This window comes from Halomonas sp. NyZ770 (assembly GCF_020616575.1).
Taxonomy (GTDB): Bacteria; Pseudomonadota; Gammaproteobacteria; order Pseudomonadales; family Halomonadaceae; genus Vreelandella; species Vreelandella hamiltonii.
In genome coordinates this window covers 3133226-3152992 of record NZ_CP085143.1, presented here as the reverse complement: position 1 = coordinate 3152992, position 19767 = coordinate 3133226, and the positions used below count along the sequence as shown (strand labels likewise).

At 61.3% G+C, this 19767-nt stretch carries 12 protein-coding genes; 11 read left to right on the top strand and 1 reads right to left on the bottom strand.

Annotated elements, in window-relative coordinates; translation table 11 throughout:
* Positions 1–24: 24 nt before the first annotated feature.
* Positions 25–2037 carry a TRAP transporter permease gene (locus tag LG409_RS14560; RefSeq protein WP_039180114.1) on the top strand — a complete coding sequence of 671 codons (2013 nt, stop codon included), beginning with the start codon at positions 25–27 and terminating at the stop codon, positions 2035–2037.
* A 104-nt stretch (positions 2038–2141) separates the two neighbouring features.
* Here LG409_RS14560 and LG409_RS14555 read toward each other — a convergent pair whose 3' ends face one another.
* On the bottom strand, positions 2142–4670 hold the full coding sequence (locus tag LG409_RS14555; protein WP_039180111.1) for a penicillin-binding protein 1A: 2529 nt from the start codon (positions 4668–4670) through the stop codon (positions 2142–2144).
* A gap of 191 nt (positions 4671–4861) precedes the next feature.
* On the opposite strand from LG409_RS14555, the gene pilM reads away from it, so the two are divergent.
* The 10 genes from pilM to LG409_RS14505 all read left to right on the top strand — a co-directional run bounded on the left by pilM (position 4862) and on the right by LG409_RS14505 (position 19761).
* Positions 4862–5923: a type IV pilus assembly protein PilM gene (gene pilM / locus LG409_RS14550; protein ID WP_039180108.1), complete on the top strand. Its 1062-nt coding sequence runs from the start codon at positions 4862–4864 to the stop codon at positions 5921–5923.
* The gene (locus LG409_RS14545; RefSeq protein ID WP_039180105.1) at positions 5920–6480 is read left to right on the top strand and encodes a PilN domain-containing protein; all 561 of its coding nucleotides are present in this window, start codon (positions 5920–5922) and stop codon (positions 6478–6480) included. Before pilM ends, LG409_RS14545 begins: the two co-directional genes overlap by 4 nt.
* A complete protein-coding gene (locus LG409_RS14540; protein ID WP_039180103.1) occupies positions 6477–7121 on the top strand; it encodes a type 4a pilus biogenesis protein PilO in 645 nt (214 codons plus the stop codon). Before LG409_RS14545 ends, LG409_RS14540 begins: the two co-directional genes overlap by 4 nt.
* Positions 7118–7636 (top strand): pilus assembly protein PilP, encoded by a 519-nt coding sequence (locus LG409_RS14535; RefSeq protein ID WP_167385710.1) that lies wholly within the window; start codon positions 7118–7120, stop codon positions 7634–7636. The genes LG409_RS14540 and LG409_RS14535 overlap by 4 nt, the downstream gene beginning before the upstream one ends.
* Positions 7637–7696: 60 nt before the next feature.
* Complete coding sequence (pilQ, locus tag LG409_RS14530; protein WP_144982211.1) at positions 7697–9712, top strand: type IV pilus secretin family protein; 2016 nt, start codon at positions 7697–7699, stop codon at positions 9710–9712.
* Entirely contained in the window at positions 9712–10278 is a 567-nt protein-coding gene (aroK, locus tag LG409_RS14525; protein WP_096922335.1) for a shikimate kinase AroK, read from the top strand. The genes pilQ and aroK overlap by 1 nt, the downstream gene beginning before the upstream one ends.
* Positions 10275–11381 carry a 3-dehydroquinate synthase gene (gene aroB, locus LG409_RS14520; protein WP_227406987.1) on the top strand — a complete coding sequence of 369 codons (1107 nt, stop codon included), beginning with the start codon at positions 10275–10277 and terminating at the stop codon, positions 11379–11381. The genes aroK and aroB overlap by 4 nt, the downstream gene beginning before the upstream one ends.
* 596 nt (positions 11382–11977) lie before the next feature.
* Complete coding sequence (gene gltB / locus LG409_RS14515; protein WP_039180091.1) at positions 11978–16420, top strand: glutamate synthase large subunit; 4443 nt, start codon at positions 11978–11980, stop codon at positions 16418–16420.
* Between the two features lie 32 nt (positions 16421–16452).
* The gene (locus tag LG409_RS14510) at positions 16453–17871 is read left to right on the top strand and encodes an FAD-dependent oxidoreductase (protein ID WP_016914848.1); all 1419 of its coding nucleotides are present in this window, start codon (positions 16453–16455) and stop codon (positions 17869–17871) included.
* A 234-nt stretch (positions 17872–18105) separates the two neighbouring features.
* Complete coding sequence (locus LG409_RS14505; protein WP_227406986.1) at positions 18106–19761, top strand: CTP synthase; 1656 nt, start codon at positions 18106–18108, stop codon at positions 19759–19761.
* The last annotated feature ends 6 nt before the right edge of the window (positions 19762–19767 follow it).

Genomic DNA, 19767 nt, shown 5'->3' with positions numbered 1-19767 from the left:
TTAGCTAACGCTTCCGAGGACTTCATGAACGAATCCACTCCACCGCCGGTCATCATGCCGGGCGGGAATGCGATTCAACCCCGCATTGTGCTGTGGTGTATCACCATTGTTGCCGTGGGGCTTTCGTTATTCCAACTCTATTCTGCGGGTATTCAACCCCTGGGTCTCTTCTATCAGCGCAGTATCCACCTTGCGCTGATCATGCTGTTGGCGTTTCTGATGTTTCCGGCTTTTGGCCCTCACCGTAAACGCGGTGTGCTGGGCTGGGGGATCGATTTTATCTTCTTCGCCGGGGCGCTGATCACCGGGGGGTACCTGGTGCTCAACCTGGACGCCATTTTCAGCCGCGCCGGATTCTGGAACGAGACGGACATTCTGGTGGCCTGTATTGCCACGGTGACCGTACTGGAAGCCAGCCGCCGTGCGGTGGGCCTGGGCATGACGATTATTGGCCTGCTGGCGATCATCTATGCCTTTGCCGGGCCGCGGGGCGAGCTGCCCTGGCTGGGCGAGTGGATGCCCGGCATCATGGCTCACCGTGGCTACAGCCTCGACCGCGTGGCGGGTCAGCTCTACCTGGGGCAAGAGGGCATCTTCGGCCTGCCGCTGGGCGTGGCCGCCACATATATCTTCATTTTCGTCCTGTTTGGCGCGTTTCTGGAAAGCACGGGCGCAGGCAAGTTCTTCATCGACATGGCTTACGCTGCCACGGGCAGGCAGCGTGGTGGCCCGGCAAAGGCGGCGGTGCTGGCATCGGCGGGCATGGGGTCGATTTCTGGCAGTGCCATCGCCAACGTGGTGACCACCGGAGCGTTCACCATTCCGCTGATGAAGAAGCTGGGCTACAAGCCGAAGCAGGCGGGAGGCATCGAGGCGGCGGCTTCTACCGGTGGGCAGATCATGCCGCCGCTGATGGGGGCCGGGGCGTTCCTGATTGCCGAGTACACCAATACGCCGTACCTGGAAATCGTCAAGATCAGTATTCTGCCGGCCATCATGTACTTTGCCACGGTGTATCTCTTCGTCCACATCATCGCCTTGAAGCAAGGCATGCAGGGCATGCCCAAGAGCGAGCTGCCGCAGATGCGCCAGGTAATGAAGGATGGCTGGCATTTCCTGCTGCCGCTGGCGGTGCTGGTATGGCTGCTGGCCATGAGCATGTCGCCCATGCGGGTGGGCTACTACGCGGTGGTGACCATGGTCGCCGTGGCGGTGATCCGCTATGCGCTGTGGTACTTCTTCGTGGCTCCCAAGCAGGGCCAACCCGTGACCTTCGAGCGCACCAAGGGGGTGCTGTGGGCCGGGCTGGTGAAGCTGGTTCAGGGGCTGGAGCTGGGTGCGCGCAACGCCGTGGCGGTCTCGATGGCCTGTGCCGTGGCAGGGATCATCGTGGGCGTCGTGGGGCTGACCGGCCTGGGGCTCAAGTTCTCCTCCATGATGCTGGCCTTCTCTGGCGGTAACCTGGTGCTGGCACTGTTGATGGTTCTGTTGGCGAGTCTGATTCTGGGCATGGGTCTGCCCGTGACGGCCAGCTATATCGTATTGATCGTGCTGGTCGGCCCAGCCTTGACTGCCGAGTTCGGCGTGCCGCTGCTGATCGCTCACCTGGTGGTGTTCTGGTACTCCCAGGACTCCAACGTGACGCCTCCCATCGCCTTGGCAGGCTTTGCCGGGGCAGCGATTGCGGGCAGTAAACCCATGGAAACCGGCGTGCAGGCGTGGAAGTTTGCCAAGGGGCTCTACCTGATCCCGCTGTTCATGGTGTTCAACCCGGAGATCATCGTGGGTGGGCCGGTACCGGTGGTGATCTGGAACGGCGTCATCGCCATTCTGGCGCTGGGGGCGTTTGCCGCGTCGCTGGAGGGCTACCTGTTCACGCGCATGTCTTGGGTGCCGCGTCTGGCCATTGGCGGCGCGATCTTCGCAGTGTTCTACCCCAGCCTGTGGACAGAAATCGCAGGCGTGGTGGTCATGGCGGTGGTCATTGCGGCCAACTGGCAAGCCAGCCGACGTGAGGCGCTGAGCGTAGCGAGTTAACGGCCATCCCTAACAGAAAGCCCGGAAACCTTGAGAGGTTCCCGGGCTTTTTCATGCCTGCGGTTCAGGTTGGACTGTCGACCACAGGGCGGGCTGGCGGGCAGTTAGAAGATCGATTCTGCTGCGCCTGAGCCCTGTGAGCCGCTGGCTTCTTCCAGCTCCTGGCTGATCCGGCGTGCCTGGTAGTCGGGCAAGTGGTCACGGTGGAACAGCTCGGAAATACCGCCCGGCTGGTCATCGTGCAGGCGACGTCCCGTTTCCGAGTCTACGCGTGCCGAGACCACCGTGTCGGGGCGATCCGGAATCGCCGACGGTGAGCCTGCCAACGCATCCCCCATGAACTCGATCCAGATGGGCAGGGCGGCATTGGCACCATACTCGGCGATGGTTTCATTGCTGTCCTTGCCGACCCAAACGGTGGTCACCAGCGCGCTGTTGAAGCCCGCGAACCAGGCATCTCGCTGGCTGTTGGTGGTGCCCGTCTTGCCCACGATATCATCGCGGTTCAAGCTGAGCGCCGCACGGCCAGTGCCCGAGGTGATGACGTCGCGCAGCATGTCACGCAGGATATACACCGCCGCTGCATCAGCCACGCGGGGGGCAATCGGGTAGGTCTTGCCGTTGATCTCCACGGTTTCCTGGCCTTCGGCACAGCTGGCACAGGCCACCTGCGGGGTGGCTTCGTCGATCAGCTCGTTGTCGTCATCGCGGGTAATCCGGTCGATGAACCAGGGGGAGACCTGGAAGCCGCCGTTGGCAATCACGGCGTAGGCATTGGTCATTTCCAGCGGCGTCAGGTCGGCACTGCCCAGCGCCAGCGACAGGCCACGTGGCAGGCGCTGGGGCGCAAACCCGAACCCTTCCAGGTACTGGATGGTGTGATCCAGCCCCATGGTCTGCAGCACACGAATGGTGACCAGGTTGCGAGAGCGAGCCAGCGCAGGGCGCAGGCGCATGGGGCCCTGGAAGTCACGGCTGGAGTTCACCGGGCGCCACAGGGCGTTGCTGCCGTCGTCCAGCACTACGGGGGCATCATTGACCACGCTGGCGGCGTTCATTTCGCCATCTTCCAGTGCCGCCAGATAGATGAACGGCTTGAAGATGGAGCCCGACTGGCGCTGAGCCTGTACGGCGCGGTTGAACTTGCTGGCGTTGAAGTCGAAGCCACCTTGCAGGGCCAGAATCGCACCGGTACGCGGGTCCTGGGCCACCAGGGAGCCTTCGGCATCCGGGCGTTGAGAGAGACGCAGGGAGCCGTCGTCATTCTCGATGACACGAATCAGGTCGCCACGCTCGGCAATCTGGCTGGCGCTGCTGGGTTCGGCACCTCGGCTGCGCGGGCTGAGGTAGGGGCGCGCCCAGCTCAAGCCGCTCCAGGCGATGGTGTGCAGTTCACCGCCACGGGTGAGTACCTGCATTTCGCGGCCACTGCTTTCGACCACGATGGCGGGACGCAGCAGGCCATAGTTGGGCGTGCGTTCGAGTACCTGCAGCCAGTTGCTCACGTCGCCATCGACACCTTCCACTTCCGTCTGGCTGCGCTGGGCGGCCTGACGAGCGGTCTGGCGAATTTCAGGTGACTCCGAGAGCTCCTCTTCGAGGCCCTGGGTATTGGTCTGCTCCTGGGCTTCGACCAGGCTAGGGGCGATTTCGCGCTGTTCGGCACCGCGCCAGCCGTGACGCAGGTCATAGGCAATCAAACCGTTGGCCAATGCCTGGCGGGCGAAAGGCTGCATGGTGCTGTCGATGGTGGTGTAAATGCGGTAGCCGCCGGTATAGGCCGCATCGCCAAAGCGCTCGATGGCGTACTGACGGGCCATTTCAGAGACATAGGCCGCATCCACCTCGGTTTGGGTGAAGTGGCGACGAGCGGTGACCGGGTCCTGCACCGAGGCTTGGTAAGCCTCGTTGTCGATGTAGCCCAGTTCGCGCATGCGGAACAGGATCCAGTTACGACGAATCAGCGAGCGCTCGGAGTTGGCCAGCGGGTTGAAGGCAGATGGCGCCTTGGGCAGGCCTGCAATCATGGCAGTTTCGGCCAGGCTCAGCTCGGCCAGCGGCTTGTTGTAGTAGGTCTCCGCCGCTGCGGCGATACCGTAGGCGCGGTTGCCAAGGAAGATCTTGTTGACGTAGAGCTCGAAGATTTCCTCTTTGCTGAGCACTTTTTCCATCTGCAGGGCCAGCAGGATCTCGCGTATTTTACGCGTGAACGTCTGGTCCAGTGTCAGCATGTAGTTACGCGCCACCTGCATGGTGATGGTGGAGCCACCGGACTGGATGGAACCCCCGCTCTGAACGAGCTCGACCGCTGCTCGGGCCAGGCCGCGCGGGTCGACACCGGCATGGTTGAAGAAGCTGGCATCCTCGGCGGCAATCAGCGCGTTGACCATGTTGTCCGGGATGTCATCGAAGTCGATCGCCATGCGGCGCTCTTCGCCAAATTCGCCAATCAGCTTGCCGTCATTGGTGTAGATACGGAGCGGCGTGTGCAGCTCGAAATTCTGCAGTTGCCGAACGTCGGGCAAACCCGGAGAGAAGTAGATCGCCGCGCCGATGACCGCCAGTACCGTGGCGCCCATCAGCGCAACGACCAGCGAAAATAGCGACAGCACTAGAGTTCGTAAAAACGTCATGAACAGTGGGCACCCATGAAAAGAGAGTAGGTATGGTGGTGTAACCGCCATAGCGCGCAATGGCTGCCATTATAGGAAGGGGAAGCAGCGGCCACCAGTGTTGATATGGCGTAGAGGCATTGGCGTGTGCCTTAAGCAAAAATCATGTAACCTCGAAACTTGCACGATAGGCAGGCGGAGCCGGACTCAACATGCGCTTACTAGCACCCAGTAAAGGGTTGATTGGTGTCGATATTACCTCGGCGACCGTCAAGCTGCTCGAACTCAAGCAGTGCAATGACAATTTTCAGGTAGAAAGCTACGCCGTGCGCCCCCTGCGTGAAGGCGCAGTGGTCGAGCGACGCATCCGAGATATCAACGATGTGGCCAACGTGTTGAGCCGGGCAGTGGAGCATGCCAAGCCTTCGACCCGCAAGGCCGCCGTCGCCGTTCCTGCCAGCGCTGCGATTACCAAAACGCTGCAATTTCCCGTCTCGCTCAGCGAAGACGAGATAGAAGAACGGATCATCGCCGAGTCTGACCGCCATATCCCCTTTCCGTTCAGTGAAGTGGCGTTCGATTTTCACTGCCTGGGCCCTGCGCCTTTCGATGAAGAGCAGCAGCAGGTCATTCTGGTGGCTTGCCGTCAGCAGGATGTCTCCCAATTGACCGAAACTCTGGAGCGTGCAGGGCTCGAACCCGCTGCCGTCGACGTGGAAACCTTCGCCATGGAGCGCTCGTTGGCCGAGCTGCGCCGCCAGCTGAAGGTGGATAGCGACCCCAACGCCTGCGTAGGCCTGGTGGATGTCGGGGCCAACATGAATGCCTTCCATGTAGTGCGCGGTGGCCATATCGTCTACAGCCGCGACACGGTGTTTGGTGGCCGACAGCTGACCGATGCCATCCGTGACTACTATTCGCTCAGTATCGAAGAAGCCGGGTTTGCCAAGAAACGCGGTGGCTTGCCCGATGACTATCAGGAGAAAGTGCTCAATCCCTTTCTCGACACGGTCGTCCAGCAGGTAGGGCGCTCCTTGCAGCTTTATTACACCGCTGGCCGCCAGCATGAAGTGCAGCATATCGTTCTGGCCGGCGGGTCGAGCGTGATACCCGGCCTGGCAGAGCGCATCTCCGAAGATAGCGGCATGACGGTGACCATTGCCAATCCGTTTCAACGCATGCGGATCAACAAGCGTCTCAATATCGAAGGGCTCACCAACGATGCACCGGCCATGCTGACCGCGGGTGGGCTGGCCATGAGGGCCGGGCTATGAGCATCACCATCAACCTGCTGCCCTGGCGTGAGGCGCGACGGCAGCGACGCACGCGACGCTTCGCGCAACTGGTCATCCTGATGTTGCTGCTGGGCGTGGGGCTTGGACTGGGCGCTTCGCAACTTTATCAGCAGAAGCTGGCGGCGCAGCAGCAGCGCAATGCGTACATCACGCAACAGCTCGAGCGTTTGAACAGTGAAATTGCCGATGTGCAGCGCTATCAGGCCTCGGTAGCTCGCCTGGGTGAGCAATTGACGCTGTTTCAAACGCTGCAGGGCGAGCGGGCCAGCACGGTCAAGTTGTTCAATGACATCGCCGCCAGCGTGGTCGATGGCGTGGTGTATCAGCGTCTGGCGCGCAGTGGTGACCGTGTCAGTATTTCGGCCATGGCCGGTAACGAGCGGCAGGTATCCGAGCAGCTTCGTCAAATCGCCGACATGCCAGGCTTGGGAGTGCCGCTGTTGTCGGAAGTCGCCAGCGGCCAGGATGGCACCAGTCGGGTTTTTCAGTTCGAGGTGGTGCAAGTGCTGCCCGGTAGCGAGGAGTCAGCACCATGATCTGGAGCCGACAGCGGTGGCGTGACGAGTGGCAGCGTCTGCAGAGCGTCGATTGGCAAGCGCTGGATGTAAAAGAGGCGGGCGAGTGGCCCACCTTGTTGAAAGGCCTGTGCTGCTTGCTGGCATTCGTCATCGTGTTCGGCGGTCTGAGCTGGTGGCTGGTCGGCGAGAAGCGTATTGCGCTGGAAGCGGCGCAGCGTCAGGAAGTGCGTTTGCTGGGTGAGTATCGTGGCAAGGTGGGTGAAGCGGCTTTCTTGCCGGAGGTACGCGACCAGCTGACGCTGTTGGAAGAGCAGATTTCCTCGATGCGTGCCATGCTCCCCACCAGCGCCGAGATCCCCACGCTGCTGGACGGTATCAGCGATGCTGCGGTGAGCAACAATCTGACCATCGAGACCATTCGCCTTCGCCCCACGGTACTCAATACCCACTATGTCGAGCACCCCTTCGATATCCAGGTGAGGGGCGGCTTTCATGAGCTGGCACGCTTCGTGGCGGATATCAGCCAGCAGGCGCGGATCATCACCCAGCAGGATGTCACTCTAGTGCCTATCGAGCAGGGCAGTGATACGCTGCGCATGTCGCTGCTGGCGCGCACCTATAGCTATATAGATGATGCAGAGCAGGGGGGCACACCATGAAGCGTTGGCCCGTCCTGGTAGGGTGCCTGTTACTGCTGGCTGGCTGCGGGGATGCCAACCTGGCTCAGTTGGACGAACAGCTCAATGACATTCGGCGTAGCCCAGCGGGGCAGCCGCCGATAGAAATACCGACGATTCCCGATTACCGAGTGGTCGATTATCGTTATAGTGATGCACGTAGCCCCTTTTTAGCACCCGAGAGCATTCGTACGCAGGCCTCGTCGGCCTTGCTGGAAAGTGCCCTTGCCCCGGACCAGCAGCGCCCTCCCGAGCCGTTGGAGCAGTTTCCGTTGCCATCGCTGCGCCTGGTGGGCACGCTGCGCATGGGCGGTCAGCAGGTGGGCATGATTGCCGCTCCGGATGGCAGTGTGACCAGCGTCAGGGTGGGCAACTACCTGGGTACCGACCATGGACGCATCACGGCCATTGAACCGCAGCAGGTGCGGCTGACCGAGCGCATTTTCAATCAGCAGCAAGGCTGGCAGGAGCGCCCGGCGGCGCTGACGTTGGAGTAAGCCGCAAGCGCCCTGCCACATAACGTGTTTCGACCTTTTTCAGTTACTGGATGACTTTTTATGGCCATCACGCTCCGCCAAATAACGCTTTCCCTGTTTGCCATGATGCCTGCGCTGGCCTGGGGCTCCGTGCTCACTGCGCTGGACGTTCGAGAAACCTCGCGTGGCGACGTGGAGCTGCTGCTGCAGTTCAGCGGTGGCGTGGCGGAGCTGAGCGGCTATCGCCTGGATGCGCCGCCGCGTCTGGCGCTGGACTTGGCCGATACGCAAAGCGGCTTGGCACAGCGTCGCATTAATGTCGGCAGTGCAGGCGTCGAACGCATCACGGCGCTGGAAGGCAATGGCCGAACGCGGTTGGTGGTCGACCTGAGCCAGCCGTTGGAATACACCTCACGGGTCGACGGCGACCGGTTGAGGATTACGCTCTCGCCTGATGCCTCGCCTCAGGGAGGCCTGGAAACGTCGCAAGGCCCCCAGGTCAGTGATATCGACTTCCGCCGCGGTACGGATGGCTCGGGGCGCCTGTTGGTGACCTTCGACCGTGACGGTGTCGTCACTCAGGTGCGTGAAGGCAGTGGGGGGCGCGTGATTGCCGAATTGCGAGACGTGGACATCCCCGATGCCTTGAACCAGATTTACGATGTCACCGATTTTGCTACGCCGATTACCCGCATCACGCCCCGTTCCGGGCAGCGTGACACGCTGCTGGAGCTGCAAACGGAAGGCCCTTACGCCATGTTGTCCTCGCAGAGTGGCCGCACGTTGACCATTGAGGTCCAGCCGGTGAGCCAGGCACCGCAGCAGCAGCGCGAGCGCGAAGGGCAGTCGTTCACGGGTGATCGCCTGAGTCTCAACTTTCAGGATATCGAAGTGCGTGCCGTGCTGGCGACGCTGGCCGAGTTTACTGGCCTGAACCTGGTGGCCAGCGACAGCGTGACGGGGCGCGTCACCTTGAACCTGAACGAAGTCCCTTGGGACCAGGCGCTGGCATTGATTCTGCAAAGCCAGGGGCTCTCCAGTCGCGAGCAGGGCAATGTCATCGTGGTGGCCCCCGCCAGCGAGCTGGCTGACCTGGAGCGGCAGGAGATCGAGGCGCGCAACCAGCAGCAGACCCTTGCCCCGCTGATCACCGAGTTCGTCGAGGTCAAGTACGCGCGGGCAGAAGACCTGGCGCAGCTGCTGCGCGGTGGTGACGGGTTTGGCTTGTTGACCGACCGTGGCCGCGTCAGCGTCGATCAGCGTACCAATACGCTGCTCATTCAAGACACGGCGGAACAGGTGCGCGACATCATGCGTACCCTGGACAGGCTGGATGTGGCGGTGCGTCAGGTGCAGATCGAGGCACGTATCGTGATTGCCCGAGATACCGCTTCCCGGGAGTTGGGGGTGAACTGGGGCGTCTCCAGCACCCGAGGCTTCCTGGAAAACGATGCCGGGCAGTTCGTGCCGCGCAACATCAATCCTGGCGGCCTCAACCGTGCCCAGGGTGGGCTGGCCGTTGACCTGGGCTCTACCGCCGCGGCCAGCACGGGCTTCAGCTTTGGTTATCTCTCGGGGGATATTCTGCTCGACCTGGAGCTGCGCGCCCTGGAAAGCGAAGGCAAGAGCCAGACCATTTCGCAGCCACGCGTGATTACCGCCAACCAGCGCACGGCCACCATCCGCCAAGGCGAAGAGCGTGCCTTCCAGAGCGTCGATGCCCAAGGCAACCCCGATACCGAGTTCAAGGAGGCGGAGCTGTCGCTGGAGGTCACGCCGCAAATTACCCCGGACAACCGTATCATCATGGATCTGGTGATCAAGAACGACAGTTTCCGGGAAAGCGAGTTTGGCGGCGAGCCGCCCATCGACACCAATCAGATCGAAACTCAGGTGTTGGTGGACAACGGTCAGACGGTGGTACTGGGCGGTATCCTGACCACCGAGCAGCTGAGCCAGATGGCCAAGACACCGCTGCTGGGTGATCTGCCCTTTATCGGTCGGCTGTTCCGCTATACCGAAGAGAGCAATGAAAAGGTAGAGTTACTGGTCTTTATCACTCCCCGATTACTTGATGATGGTTTGGCGGTTCGCTGATGCAGGATTTACCCAATATTTTTTTGATCGGCCCCATGGGGGCTGGCAAGAGCACGATAGGTCGCCTGTTGGCGGCGGAGCTGTCGCGCTCCTTTCATGATAGCGACCATGCCATACAGGATCGTTGCGGTGCCGATATCCCGTGGATTTTCGACGTGGAAGGGGAGCCCGGTTTTCGTCAGCGCGAAATCCAGATGATCGATGAGCTGACACGGCTTGCTGGCGTGGTGGTGGCCACCGGAGGTGGGGCGGTGCTGCGCGAAGAGAATCGCCGTGCACTGCGTGAACGCGGTACCGTGGTATACCTGATGACCACCGTAGAGCAACAGCTCAAGCGCACGGCCAAGGACCGTAATCGTCCGCTGCTCCAGTGTGCCGATCGGGAGCAGGTGCTCAACGACATGTTCGCCACCCGTGACCCCCTCTATCGCGCCACATCCGATATTACCGTACGTACGGATCGACGCAGTCCGCGTGCCGTGGTCAATGAAATTCTGCGCCGGGTCCACCGGCTGGTCGACCCGCTGGAAGCAACAGGCACAACGCAAACAAAGGTATCGTCATGACACAGCCCTCAGGCATAGAACGCACTCTGAACGTGGATCTGGGTGAGCGAAGCTACCCCATTCATATCGGCGTGGGGTTGTTGAATCGCCCTGAGCGGTTCGTGCCTTACCTGGCGGGTGAGCAGGTCATGGTGATCACCAACGAGACCGTTGCGCCGCACTATCTCGACGCGCTGTGCCAAAGCTTGCCCGAGCACCTTGACGTACGCACGCTGGTGCTGCCCGATGGCGAGCAGTACAAGAGCATCGAACAGGTCAGCCGTATCTGGGATGCCTTGCTGGAGGCGGGGTTCAACCGCCGCTGTACGCTCATTGCGCTGGGCGGTGGAGTGATTGGCGACATGGTGGGCTATGCGGCGGCCTCCTATCAGCGCGGCGTCGCGTTCATTCAAGTGCCCACCACCCTGCTCTCGCAGGTGGACTCCTCGGTGGGCGGGAAGACCGGGGTGAACCATCCGCTGGGCAAGAACATGATTGGCGCTTTCTGGCAGCCCAAAGCCGTCATCGTCGATATCGATACCCTGGTCACGCTGCCGCCCCGGGAGCTGTCGGCGGGCCTGGCAGAAGTCGTGAAGTATGGCTTCATTCGTGACGAAGACTTTTTGGGCTGGTTGGAAGCGCACATGGATGCCCTGCGTCAGGTGGAGCCAGGCATCGTGGCCGAGGCGATTGCCAGAAGCTGCCAGATCAAGGCCGACATCGTGGCCGAAGACGAAACCGAGCAGGGGGTTCGCGCACTGTTGAACCTGGGGCATACCTTTGGCCATGCCATCGAAGCGCATCAGGGGTATGGCAACTGGCTGCACGGTGAGGCGGTGGGGGCGGGCATGGCCATGGCGGCCACGCTGTCATGCCAGCTGGGCTGGATCACGGAGGATGCGCTGGCGCGCACTCGGTCGGTGATCGAAAGTGCCGGGCTACCGCTGGCCGCGCCGCATGATATGAGCGCCGATGATTTTCTGGTGCGCATGCGCCTGGACAAGAAAAACGTCGATGCGCGCCTGCGGCTGGTGCTGCTCAAGGCGCTGGGGGATGCCTGCGTCAGCGATGCCACGCCCCCGGAACTGCTGACCGAGCTGCTGACCGACTACCCTCGCGCCTAGGCTTTGTACGAAAACTGCCTACGCTCGCCCATACGGCGTTAAAAATCGGCTCAAAGTACTCATTTACACCTTGTAAACTCCGTCTTTTCGCCGATTTTTGCCTTGTCTGGCCATCGCTCGCCGACTTTTCGTACAAAGCCTAGCGAGGTAGCGTCGGATGCTGACCATGCGTCAGTCATGACATTGGCAAAGCCCGCCCAGCCACGGCGGGCTTTTTATTGGCTGTCAGTATCCAATCAGCATGGCTTATGCGCTATCGGCATGGGTTTTTTGCTTTATTTTAGACCAAAGTCTAATGCTTTGTAGGCATCGTTTAAAAATCGTGCAATGACTGTGCAAGTGCTTGAAGTGTATGTATTTTTTTGTAGTTTGAGCATGCAACTACAGGATTTGACAAGGTTTTTTTGCAGTTGGCGAGTTCTGGGTGATTGCGCTACGCGGCTGCAAATCGCTATGCTGAGCAACCATTTTCTTGCAGCAGCGGATGCGGGAAAGCCCTTATTTCAGGCGGGTAATAAGAGCCATAAAAAAAGAAAAACCCGAAATAATACCATAAAAACGCTGCTGGTAAAATACGCTGACTAGAGGCACGCCCAATGAATAGAGGTCTTCACCAGCCTGGCGAGTTTCGCGATAACTGTGGTTTTGGCCTGATTGCCCATATGGAAGGGCAGGCCAGTCACGACTTGCTGAAAACGGCCATTGAATCACTTACCTGCATGACGCATCGCGGTGGTATCGCGGCAGACGGCAAAACCGGCGACGGTTGTGGTCTGCTGCTCAAGATGCCAGCGCAGTTCATGCGTGCGGCAGCTCAAGAGGCGCTCGGTGTGGCGCTGGGCGAGCGCTTTGCCGTGGGCGTGGTATTCCTGCCTGACGACGATGCGCGTGCCAGCAAGGCCAGGGAAACCCTGGTCGGCGAGCTGAGCGCCCGCGGCCTGGACGTGCTGGGCTGGCGAGTCGTGCCCACCGACTCCAGTGTCTGTGGGCCCATGGCACTGGACTGCCTGCCGCGTATCGAGCAGCTGTTCGTGGCGCCCGGCAGCAGCGACAACTTCGATGTCGACCTGTTCATGGCGCGCCGCTATGCCGAGCAGGCCCTGCGCAGTGATGAAGACTTCTACGTGGCGTCGCTTTCCAGCGAAGTGGTCTCCTATAAAGGCCTGGTGATGCCGGAAGACCTGCCAGCTTTTTACAAGGACCTGAACGACCCGCGCCTGGAAACCGCCATTTGTGTTTTCCACCAGCGCTTCTCGACCAACACGGCGCCGCGCTGGCCCCTGGCGCAGCCGTTCCGCCTGCTGGCACATAACGGTGAAATCAACACCATCGAAGCCAACCGCGGCTGGGCGAACTCGCGCAAGGCGAACTTCGTCAACGAGCGTCTGCCCGATATCGCCAAGCTGGATGAAATCGTCAACACCACCGGCTCCGACTCCTCCAGCATGGACAACATGCTGGAAGTGCTGCTGACCGGGGGGATGGAGCTGCACCGCGCCGTGCGCATGATGGTGCCACCTGCCTGGCAGAACGTGGAAACCATGGATGCCGAGCTGCGGGCGTTCTACGAATACAACTCCATGCACATGGAGCCCTGGGATGGCCCCGCTGGCGTGGTCATGACCGACGGCCGTCAGGCTGTGTGTATGCTCGACCGTAACGGGCTGCGCCCGGCGCGCTGGGTGATCACCAAGAATGGCTACATCACGCTGGCGTCGGAAATCGGCACCTACGGCTATCAGCCGGAAGACGTGGTGGCCAAAGGTCGAGTCGGCCCTGGTCAGATGCTGGCCGTGGATACCCACACCGGCGAAGTGCTGCACACCCAGGACATCGATGACCGCCTGAAATCTGCCTACCCCTACAAGCGTTGGCTGAAGCAGGAAGCCAGCTACCTGGAGTCGGCGCTGACCGAGCTGGCGCGGTTCCAGACCATGGATACCGACGCCCTGAACGTCCAGCAGAAGATGTTCCAGGTGACCTTCGAAGAGCGCGACCAGGTGCTGCGTCCGCTGGCAGAAAGCGGCCAGGAAGCCGTCGGGTCCATGGGCGACGATACGCCCATGGCGGTCCTGTCGAGCCGTCCGCGCCTGCTGACCGACTTCTTCCGTCAGAAGTTTGCTCAGGTCACCAACCCGCCCATCGACCCGCTGCGCGAAGCGATCGTCATGTCGCTGGAAACCTGCTGCGGTGCCGAGCTGAACGTCTTCAAGGCCACGCCGGAGCACGCGCACCGTTTGATCCTGACCACGCCGGTGCTGTCGCCACGCAAGTTCACTGCGCTGGTGAGTCAGGATGACCCGGCATTTGCCAGCCATCTGCTGCCGCTGGGTTACGACCCGGAAAGCACCAGCCTCCAGCAAGCCATCGTGGCGCTGTGCCAGGAAGCCGAAGCGCAGGTCAAGGCGGGCAAGGTAATTCTGGTGCTGAGCGATGCCGAACTGCCCAAGGGCCAACTGCCCATCCAGGCAGCCCTGGCCGTAGGTGCCGTGCACTCGCACCTGGGGCGTCTGGCGCTGCGCCCGAATGCCAACATCGTGGTCGAAACCGGCTATGCCCGCGACGCCCACCAGATGGCCGTACTGTTCGGCGTGGGCGCCACGGCGGTCTACCCGTGGCTGGCCTATCAGGTGATGGCCGACATGCACCGCACTGGCGAACTCACCGGTAACCCGGCAGATGCCCGCGAGAACTACCGCAAGGGCCTGCAGAAGGGGCTGTTCAAGATTCTTTCGAAGATGGGTATCTCGACGCTGGCGTCCTACCGTGGCTCCATGCTGTTCGAAGCCGTGGGCCTGGCCGATGAAGTGATGGATACCTGTTTCGTCGGCATGGCGTCGCGCATTCAGGGCACCGGCTTTGCCGAGCTGCAGCTGCAGCAGGAGCTGCTGGCCAAGGATGCCTGGATTCCGCGCAAGGGCATCTCCCAGGGCGGTATGCTCAAGTACGTGCACGGCCACGAGTACCACGCCTATAACCCGGATGTGGTCAAGGCGCTGCAAGCGGCGGTGCAAGAGGGCAGCTACACCAAGTGGAAGAAGTTCGCGCAGCTGGTGAACGAGCGCCCCGTGGCCACCATTCGTGACCTGCTGAAACTCAAGCCTGCGGCCACGCCGATTCCGCTGGAAGAGGTCGAGCCCATCGAAGCGCTGATTCCACGCTTCGACAGCGCAGGCATGTCGCTGGGCGCACTCTCCCCCGAGGCCCATGAGGCGCTGGCCCAGGCCATGAACGAGGCCGGAGGTCGCTCCAACTCCGGGGAAGGCGGTGAAGACCCAGCCCGCTACGGCACCATCCGCAGCTCGAAGATCAAGCAGATCGCCTCTGGCCGTTTCGGCGTGACGCCGGCCTACCTGGTCAATGCAGACGTATTGCAGATCAAGGTTGCCCAAGGGGCCAAGCCCGGCGAAGGCGGCCAGCTGCCAGGCGGCAAGGTCAATCAACTGATTGCCCGCCTGCGCTACTCTGTGCCCGGCGTGACGCTCATTTCGCCGCCGCCGCACCACGACATCTACTCCATCGAAGACCTGGCGCAGCTGATCTTCGACCTGAAGCAGGTCAACCCTGATGCCCAGGTGTCGGTGAAGCTGGTCTCCGAGCCCGGCATCGGTACCATTGCCACCGGCGTTGCCAAGGCCTACGCGGACCTGATCACCGTATCGGGCTACGATGGCGGCACGGCGGCGAGCCCGCTCACCTCCATCAAGCACGCCGGTTCCCCCTGGGAGCTGGGCCTGCCGGAAGTGCATCAGGCACTGCGGATCAATGGCCTGCGCGACAAGATTCGTCTACAGACCGACGGCGGCCTGAAAACCGGACTGGACGTCGTCAAGGCGGCCATTCTTGGGGCCGAAAGCTTCGGCTTTGGCACGGCGCCCATGGTGGCGCTGGGCTGCAAGTTCCTGCGCATTTGCCATCTCAACAACTGTGCTACCGGTGTCGCTACTCAGGATGACTTCCTGCGCGGCGAGCATTTCCGTGGCACCGTGGACATGGTGAAGAACTACTTCCGCTTCATTGCCGAGGAAGTGCGCGAGCTGATGGCCATGCTGGGCGTGAGCAAACTCACCGACCTGATTGGCCGTACCGACCTGCTGGAAGTGCTGGAAGGCAACACCGCGTCGCAGCGCAAGCTGGACCTGACGCCGCTGCTGGCCAACGATTTCGTGCCTGCCGACGCGCCGCAGTTCTGCGTGGTCAGCCGCAACGTGCCCCACGACCCCGGTGCCAAGAACCAGGAAGTGCTGGCGGCGCTGAAAGAGGCCATCGACACCCAGTCCGGCGGCACCTTCGATTTCACCATCACCAACTGCGACCGCAGCGTGGGCGCGCTCACTTCGGGGGCGATTGCCAAGCGCTACGGCGAGGATGGCCTGGAAGCGGCGCCGGTCACCGCGCGCTTCAAAGGGGTGGCGGGCCAGAGCTTTGGTGTCTGGAACGCGCGTGGTTTGAATCTCTACCTGGAAGGCGACGCCAACGACTACGTGGGCAAGGGGATGAACGGTGGCAGCATCGTGATCGTGCCGCCCAAGGTCAGCCAGTTCGAAAGCCACAAGACTGCCATCATCGGCAACACCTGCCTCTATGGTGCCACCGGCGGCACGCTGTTTGCGGCGGGTACGGCAGGCGAGCGCTTTGGCGTGCGTAACTCTGGCGCCACGGCGGTGATCGAAGGCGCCGGGGACCACTGCTGCGAATACATGACCGGCGGCCTGGTCTGTGTGCTGGGTGAGACGGGCGTCAACTTTGGGGCAGGCATGACCGGTGGTTTTGCCTACGTACTGGATGAAGATCGTACCTTCGTGGACAAGTACAACCACGAGCTGGTCGAAATCCACCGGGTGAATACCGAAGCGATGGAAGCCTATCGTCGTCACCTGCGCGAAATGATCGAAGCCTACGTGGCGGCGACCGGCTCTGCGCGTGGTGCGGCGATTCTGGAAGACTTCAGCGACTACGCACGCCACTTCTGGCTGGTGAAGCCCAAGGCCGCCAGCCTGGGTAGTCTGCTGGATCAATCCCGGCGTCAGCCGCAATAACCGTCCGCGCCTACGCTTCGAGGAGAGAGATCATGGCCAACCGTTTGAATAACGATTTTCAGTTCGTCGACGTGGGTCGTAAAGACCCCGAGAAAAAACCGGCACATACCCGTGCCAAAGAGTTCGCGGAAATCTACGAGCCCTTCAAGCCCACCGATGCGGCCAGTCAGGCGCATCGCTGCTTGCACTGTGGCAACCCGTACTGCGAATGGAAGTGCCCGGTACATAACTACATTCCCAACTGGCTGCAGCTGGTGGTGGAAGGCAACATCATCGAAGCCGCCGAGCTGTCCCACAAGACCAACTCGCTGCCGGAAGTGTGTGGCCGCGTGTGCCCGCAGGATCGCCTGTGCGAGGGCGACTGCACCCTGAACGATGGCTTTGGTGCCGTCACCATCGGCTCCGTAGAGAAGTACATTACCGATACCGCCTTTGCCATGGGCTGGCGCCCGGACATGTCCAAGGTGGTCTGGACCGACAAGAAGGTCGCCATTGTAGGGGCGGGGCCTGCGGGCCTCGGCTGTGCCGACATTCTGGCGCGTAACGGCGTCAAGCCCGTGGTGTTCGACAAGTACCCGGAAATTGGCGGCCTGCTGACCTTCGGTATCCCGGAGTTCAAGCTGGAAAAGAACGTCATGGAGCGCCGCCGCGCGGTCTTCGAAGAGATGGGCGTCGAGTTCCGCCTGAATACCGAAATCGGCACTGACATCGAGTTCGAGACGCTGCTGCAGGAGTACGATGCGGTGTTCCTGGGCATGGGCACCTACAAGTACATGCAGGGTGGCTTCCCCGGCGAAGACCTGCCCGGTGTCTACAAGGCGCTGGACTTCCTGATTGCCAACGTCAACCGCCGCCTGGGCTTCGAAAAAGACCCCAGCGACTTCATCTCCATGGAAGGCAAGCGGGTCGTGGTGCTGGGTGGTGGCGATACCGCCATGGACTGTAACCGCACCTCGATTCGTCAGCGTGCTGCCAGCGTGACCTGTGCCTATCGCCGCGACGAAGAGAACATGCCGGGTTCGCGCCGTGAAGTGGCCAACGCCCGGGAAGAGGGCGTCGAGTTTTTGTTCAACCGTCAGCCGGTGGCGGTGGTCGGGGACGACAAGGTCGAGGGCGTGAAGGTCGTGCGGACGCGCTTGGGCGAGCCGGATGAAAACGGTCGCCGTCGCCCGGAAGTGGTGCCCGGCTCCGAAGAGATCATTGCCGCCGATGCGGTGGTGGTGGCCTTTGGCTTCCAGGCAAGTCCGGCCCCATGGTTCAAAAGCGCCAATATCGAGGTCAACGACTGGGATCTGGTCAAGGCACCCGAGCATGGCCAGTATGCGTTCCAGACCAGCAACGAGAAAATCTTTGCTGGTGGCGATATGGTGCGCGGTTCGGACCTCGTGGTCACGGCCATTTATGAAGGCCGCCAGGCCGCCGAAGGCATTCTGGACTACCTGAACGTTTAAGCGTGTAACGAGGTGGCTGATAAGGGGTGCCTGAGGCACCCCTTTGCCCAATAAATCGGCCTCCCACTGCTTATGGGTAGCCAGTGGTTGGTGTGGGAGGCAGCTTTAGCTCGCGACCCGGCACGGTGGCCATTTCAGTTCAAATTGAGCCGAAGGGTGTAATCTGCTATTCTGTCGTCCCATCCTGGTGTGGCTTTCTGTTACGCCTTTTGATCACGTTTCGACAGGTTTTCCATGACACGATATATCTTCGTGACCGGCGGCGTTGTGTCCTCTCTTGGCAAGGGCATCGCGTCGGCCTCGCTGGCGGCGATTCTCGAGGCTCGCGGCCTTAAGGTCACCATGCTCAAGCTCGACCCGTACATCAACGTGGACCCGGGCACCATGAGTCCTTTCCAGCACGGCGAGGTGTTCGTCACCGAGGATGGCGCCGAGACGGATCTGGACCTGGGGCACTATGAACGCTTCATCCGTACCAAGATGACCCAGCGCAACAACTTCACCACCGGCCGAGTGTACGAGCACGTACTGCGCAAGGAGCGTCGTGGTGACTACCTGGGCGGCACGGTACAGGTCATTCCCCATATCACCGATGAGATCAAGCAGCGTGTCTACGCCGGCGGCGAAGGCTTCGACGTGGCGCTGGTGGAGATCGGTGGCACGGTCGGCGATATCGAGTCGCTGCCCTTCCTGGAGTCCATTCGTCAGATTCGCAGCGAGTTGGGCGCCAGCCGCGCCATCTACATGCACCTGACCCTGGTGCCCTATATCAAGACCGCTGGCGAAACCAAGACCAAGCCGACCCAGCACAGCGTCAAGGAGCTGCGCTCCATCGGTATCCAGCCGGACATTCTGATTTGCCGCAGCGAAGTCGAGCTGGAAGAGAGCGAGCGTCGCAAGATCGCGCTGTTCACCAACGTGGAAGAGCGTGCGGTCGTGCCGCTGCAAGACGCCGACACCATCTACCGCATTCCGCTGATGCTCCACGAGCACGGTCTGGACGATATCGTCTGCGACAAGCTGCGCCTGGAAGCGGCACCGGCCGATCTTTCCGAGTGGATCAAGGTACTCGATGCCAAGCTCAACCCGCTGAAATCCATCAGCATCGCCATGGTCGGTAAGTACATGGAGCTGCTGGATGCTTACAAGTCATTGAACGAAGCGCTGATCCACGCCGGTATCCAGGGGCGTATCAAGGTCAACGTGGACTACATCGACTCCGAAGATATCGAGCGTCACGGTACCGAGCGCCTGGCTGGCAAAGACGCCATTCTGGTGCCGGGCGGCTTTGGTGAGCGTGGCGTCGAAGGCAAGATTCTGACCGCCCAGTTCGCCCGTGAAAACAACATCCCCTACCTGGGTATCTGCCTGGGCATGCAGGTGGCGGTGATCGAGTTCGCACGTAACGTGGCAGGCTGGAAAGACGCCAACTCCACCGAGTTCACCCACGACACCAAGCACCCGGTAGTGGGGCTGATTACCGAGTGGATCAACGCCGAAGGCAAGATCGAGCTGCGCGATGCGGCCTCTGATCTGGGCGGCACCATGCGTCTGGGTGGCCAGGTGTGTCACTTGACGTCAGGCAGCAAGGCGCGCGAGGCGTACGGCGCTGACGAGATCGTCGAGCGCCATCGCCATCGCTTCGAAGTCAACAACCAGTTCATCGACGAGCTGGAGCGTGCAGGCCTGGTGATTTCAGGCAAGAGCGTGGACCAGTCGCTGGTGGAGATGGTCGAGCTTGCCGATCATCCCTGGTACGTGGCGTGTCAGTTCCATCCGGAATTCACCTCCACGCCGCGTGATGGCCATCCGTTGTTCTCCGGGTTCGTCAACGCCGCGCTCGAGTACAAGACGGCACGTACCCGTTCCCACGCCACACCTCAGGAATAAAGGGGG

Bases quoted from the DNA above. Each gene is read 5' to 3' on its own strand.
- LG409_RS14560 (WP_039180114.1), top strand. From the start codon at position 25: ATGAACGAATCCACTCCACCGCCGGTCATCATGCCGGGCGGGAATGCG.
- LG409_RS14555 (WP_039180111.1), bottom strand. From the start codon at position 4,670: ATGACGTTTTTACGAACTCTAGTGCTGTCGCTATTTTCGCTGGTCGTT.
- pilM (WP_039180108.1), top strand. From the start codon at position 4,862: ATGCGCTTACTAGCACCCAGTAAAGGGTTGATTGGTGTCGATATTACC.
- LG409_RS14545 (WP_039180105.1), top strand. From the start codon at position 5,920: ATGAGCATCACCATCAACCTGCTGCCCTGGCGTGAGGCGCGACGGCAG.
- LG409_RS14540 (WP_039180103.1), top strand. From the start codon at position 6,477: ATGATCTGGAGCCGACAGCGGTGGCGTGACGAGTGGCAGCGTCTGCAG.
- LG409_RS14535 (WP_167385710.1), top strand. From the start codon at position 7,118: ATGAAGCGTTGGCCCGTCCTGGTAGGGTGCCTGTTACTGCTGGCTGGC.
- pilQ (WP_144982211.1), top strand. From the start codon at position 7,697: ATGGCCATCACGCTCCGCCAAATAACGCTTTCCCTGTTTGCCATGATG.
- aroK (WP_096922335.1), top strand. From the start codon at position 9,712: ATGCAGGATTTACCCAATATTTTTTTGATCGGCCCCATGGGGGCTGGC.
- aroB (WP_227406987.1), top strand. From the start codon at position 10,275: ATGACACAGCCCTCAGGCATAGAACGCACTCTGAACGTGGATCTGGGT.
- gltB (WP_039180091.1), top strand. From the start codon at position 11,978: ATGAATAGAGGTCTTCACCAGCCTGGCGAGTTTCGCGATAACTGTGGT.
- LG409_RS14510 (WP_016914848.1), top strand. From the start codon at position 16,453: ATGGCCAACCGTTTGAATAACGATTTTCAGTTCGTCGACGTGGGTCGT.
- LG409_RS14505 (WP_227406986.1), top strand. From the start codon at position 18,106: ATGACACGATATATCTTCGTGACCGGCGGCGTTGTGTCCTCTCTTGGC.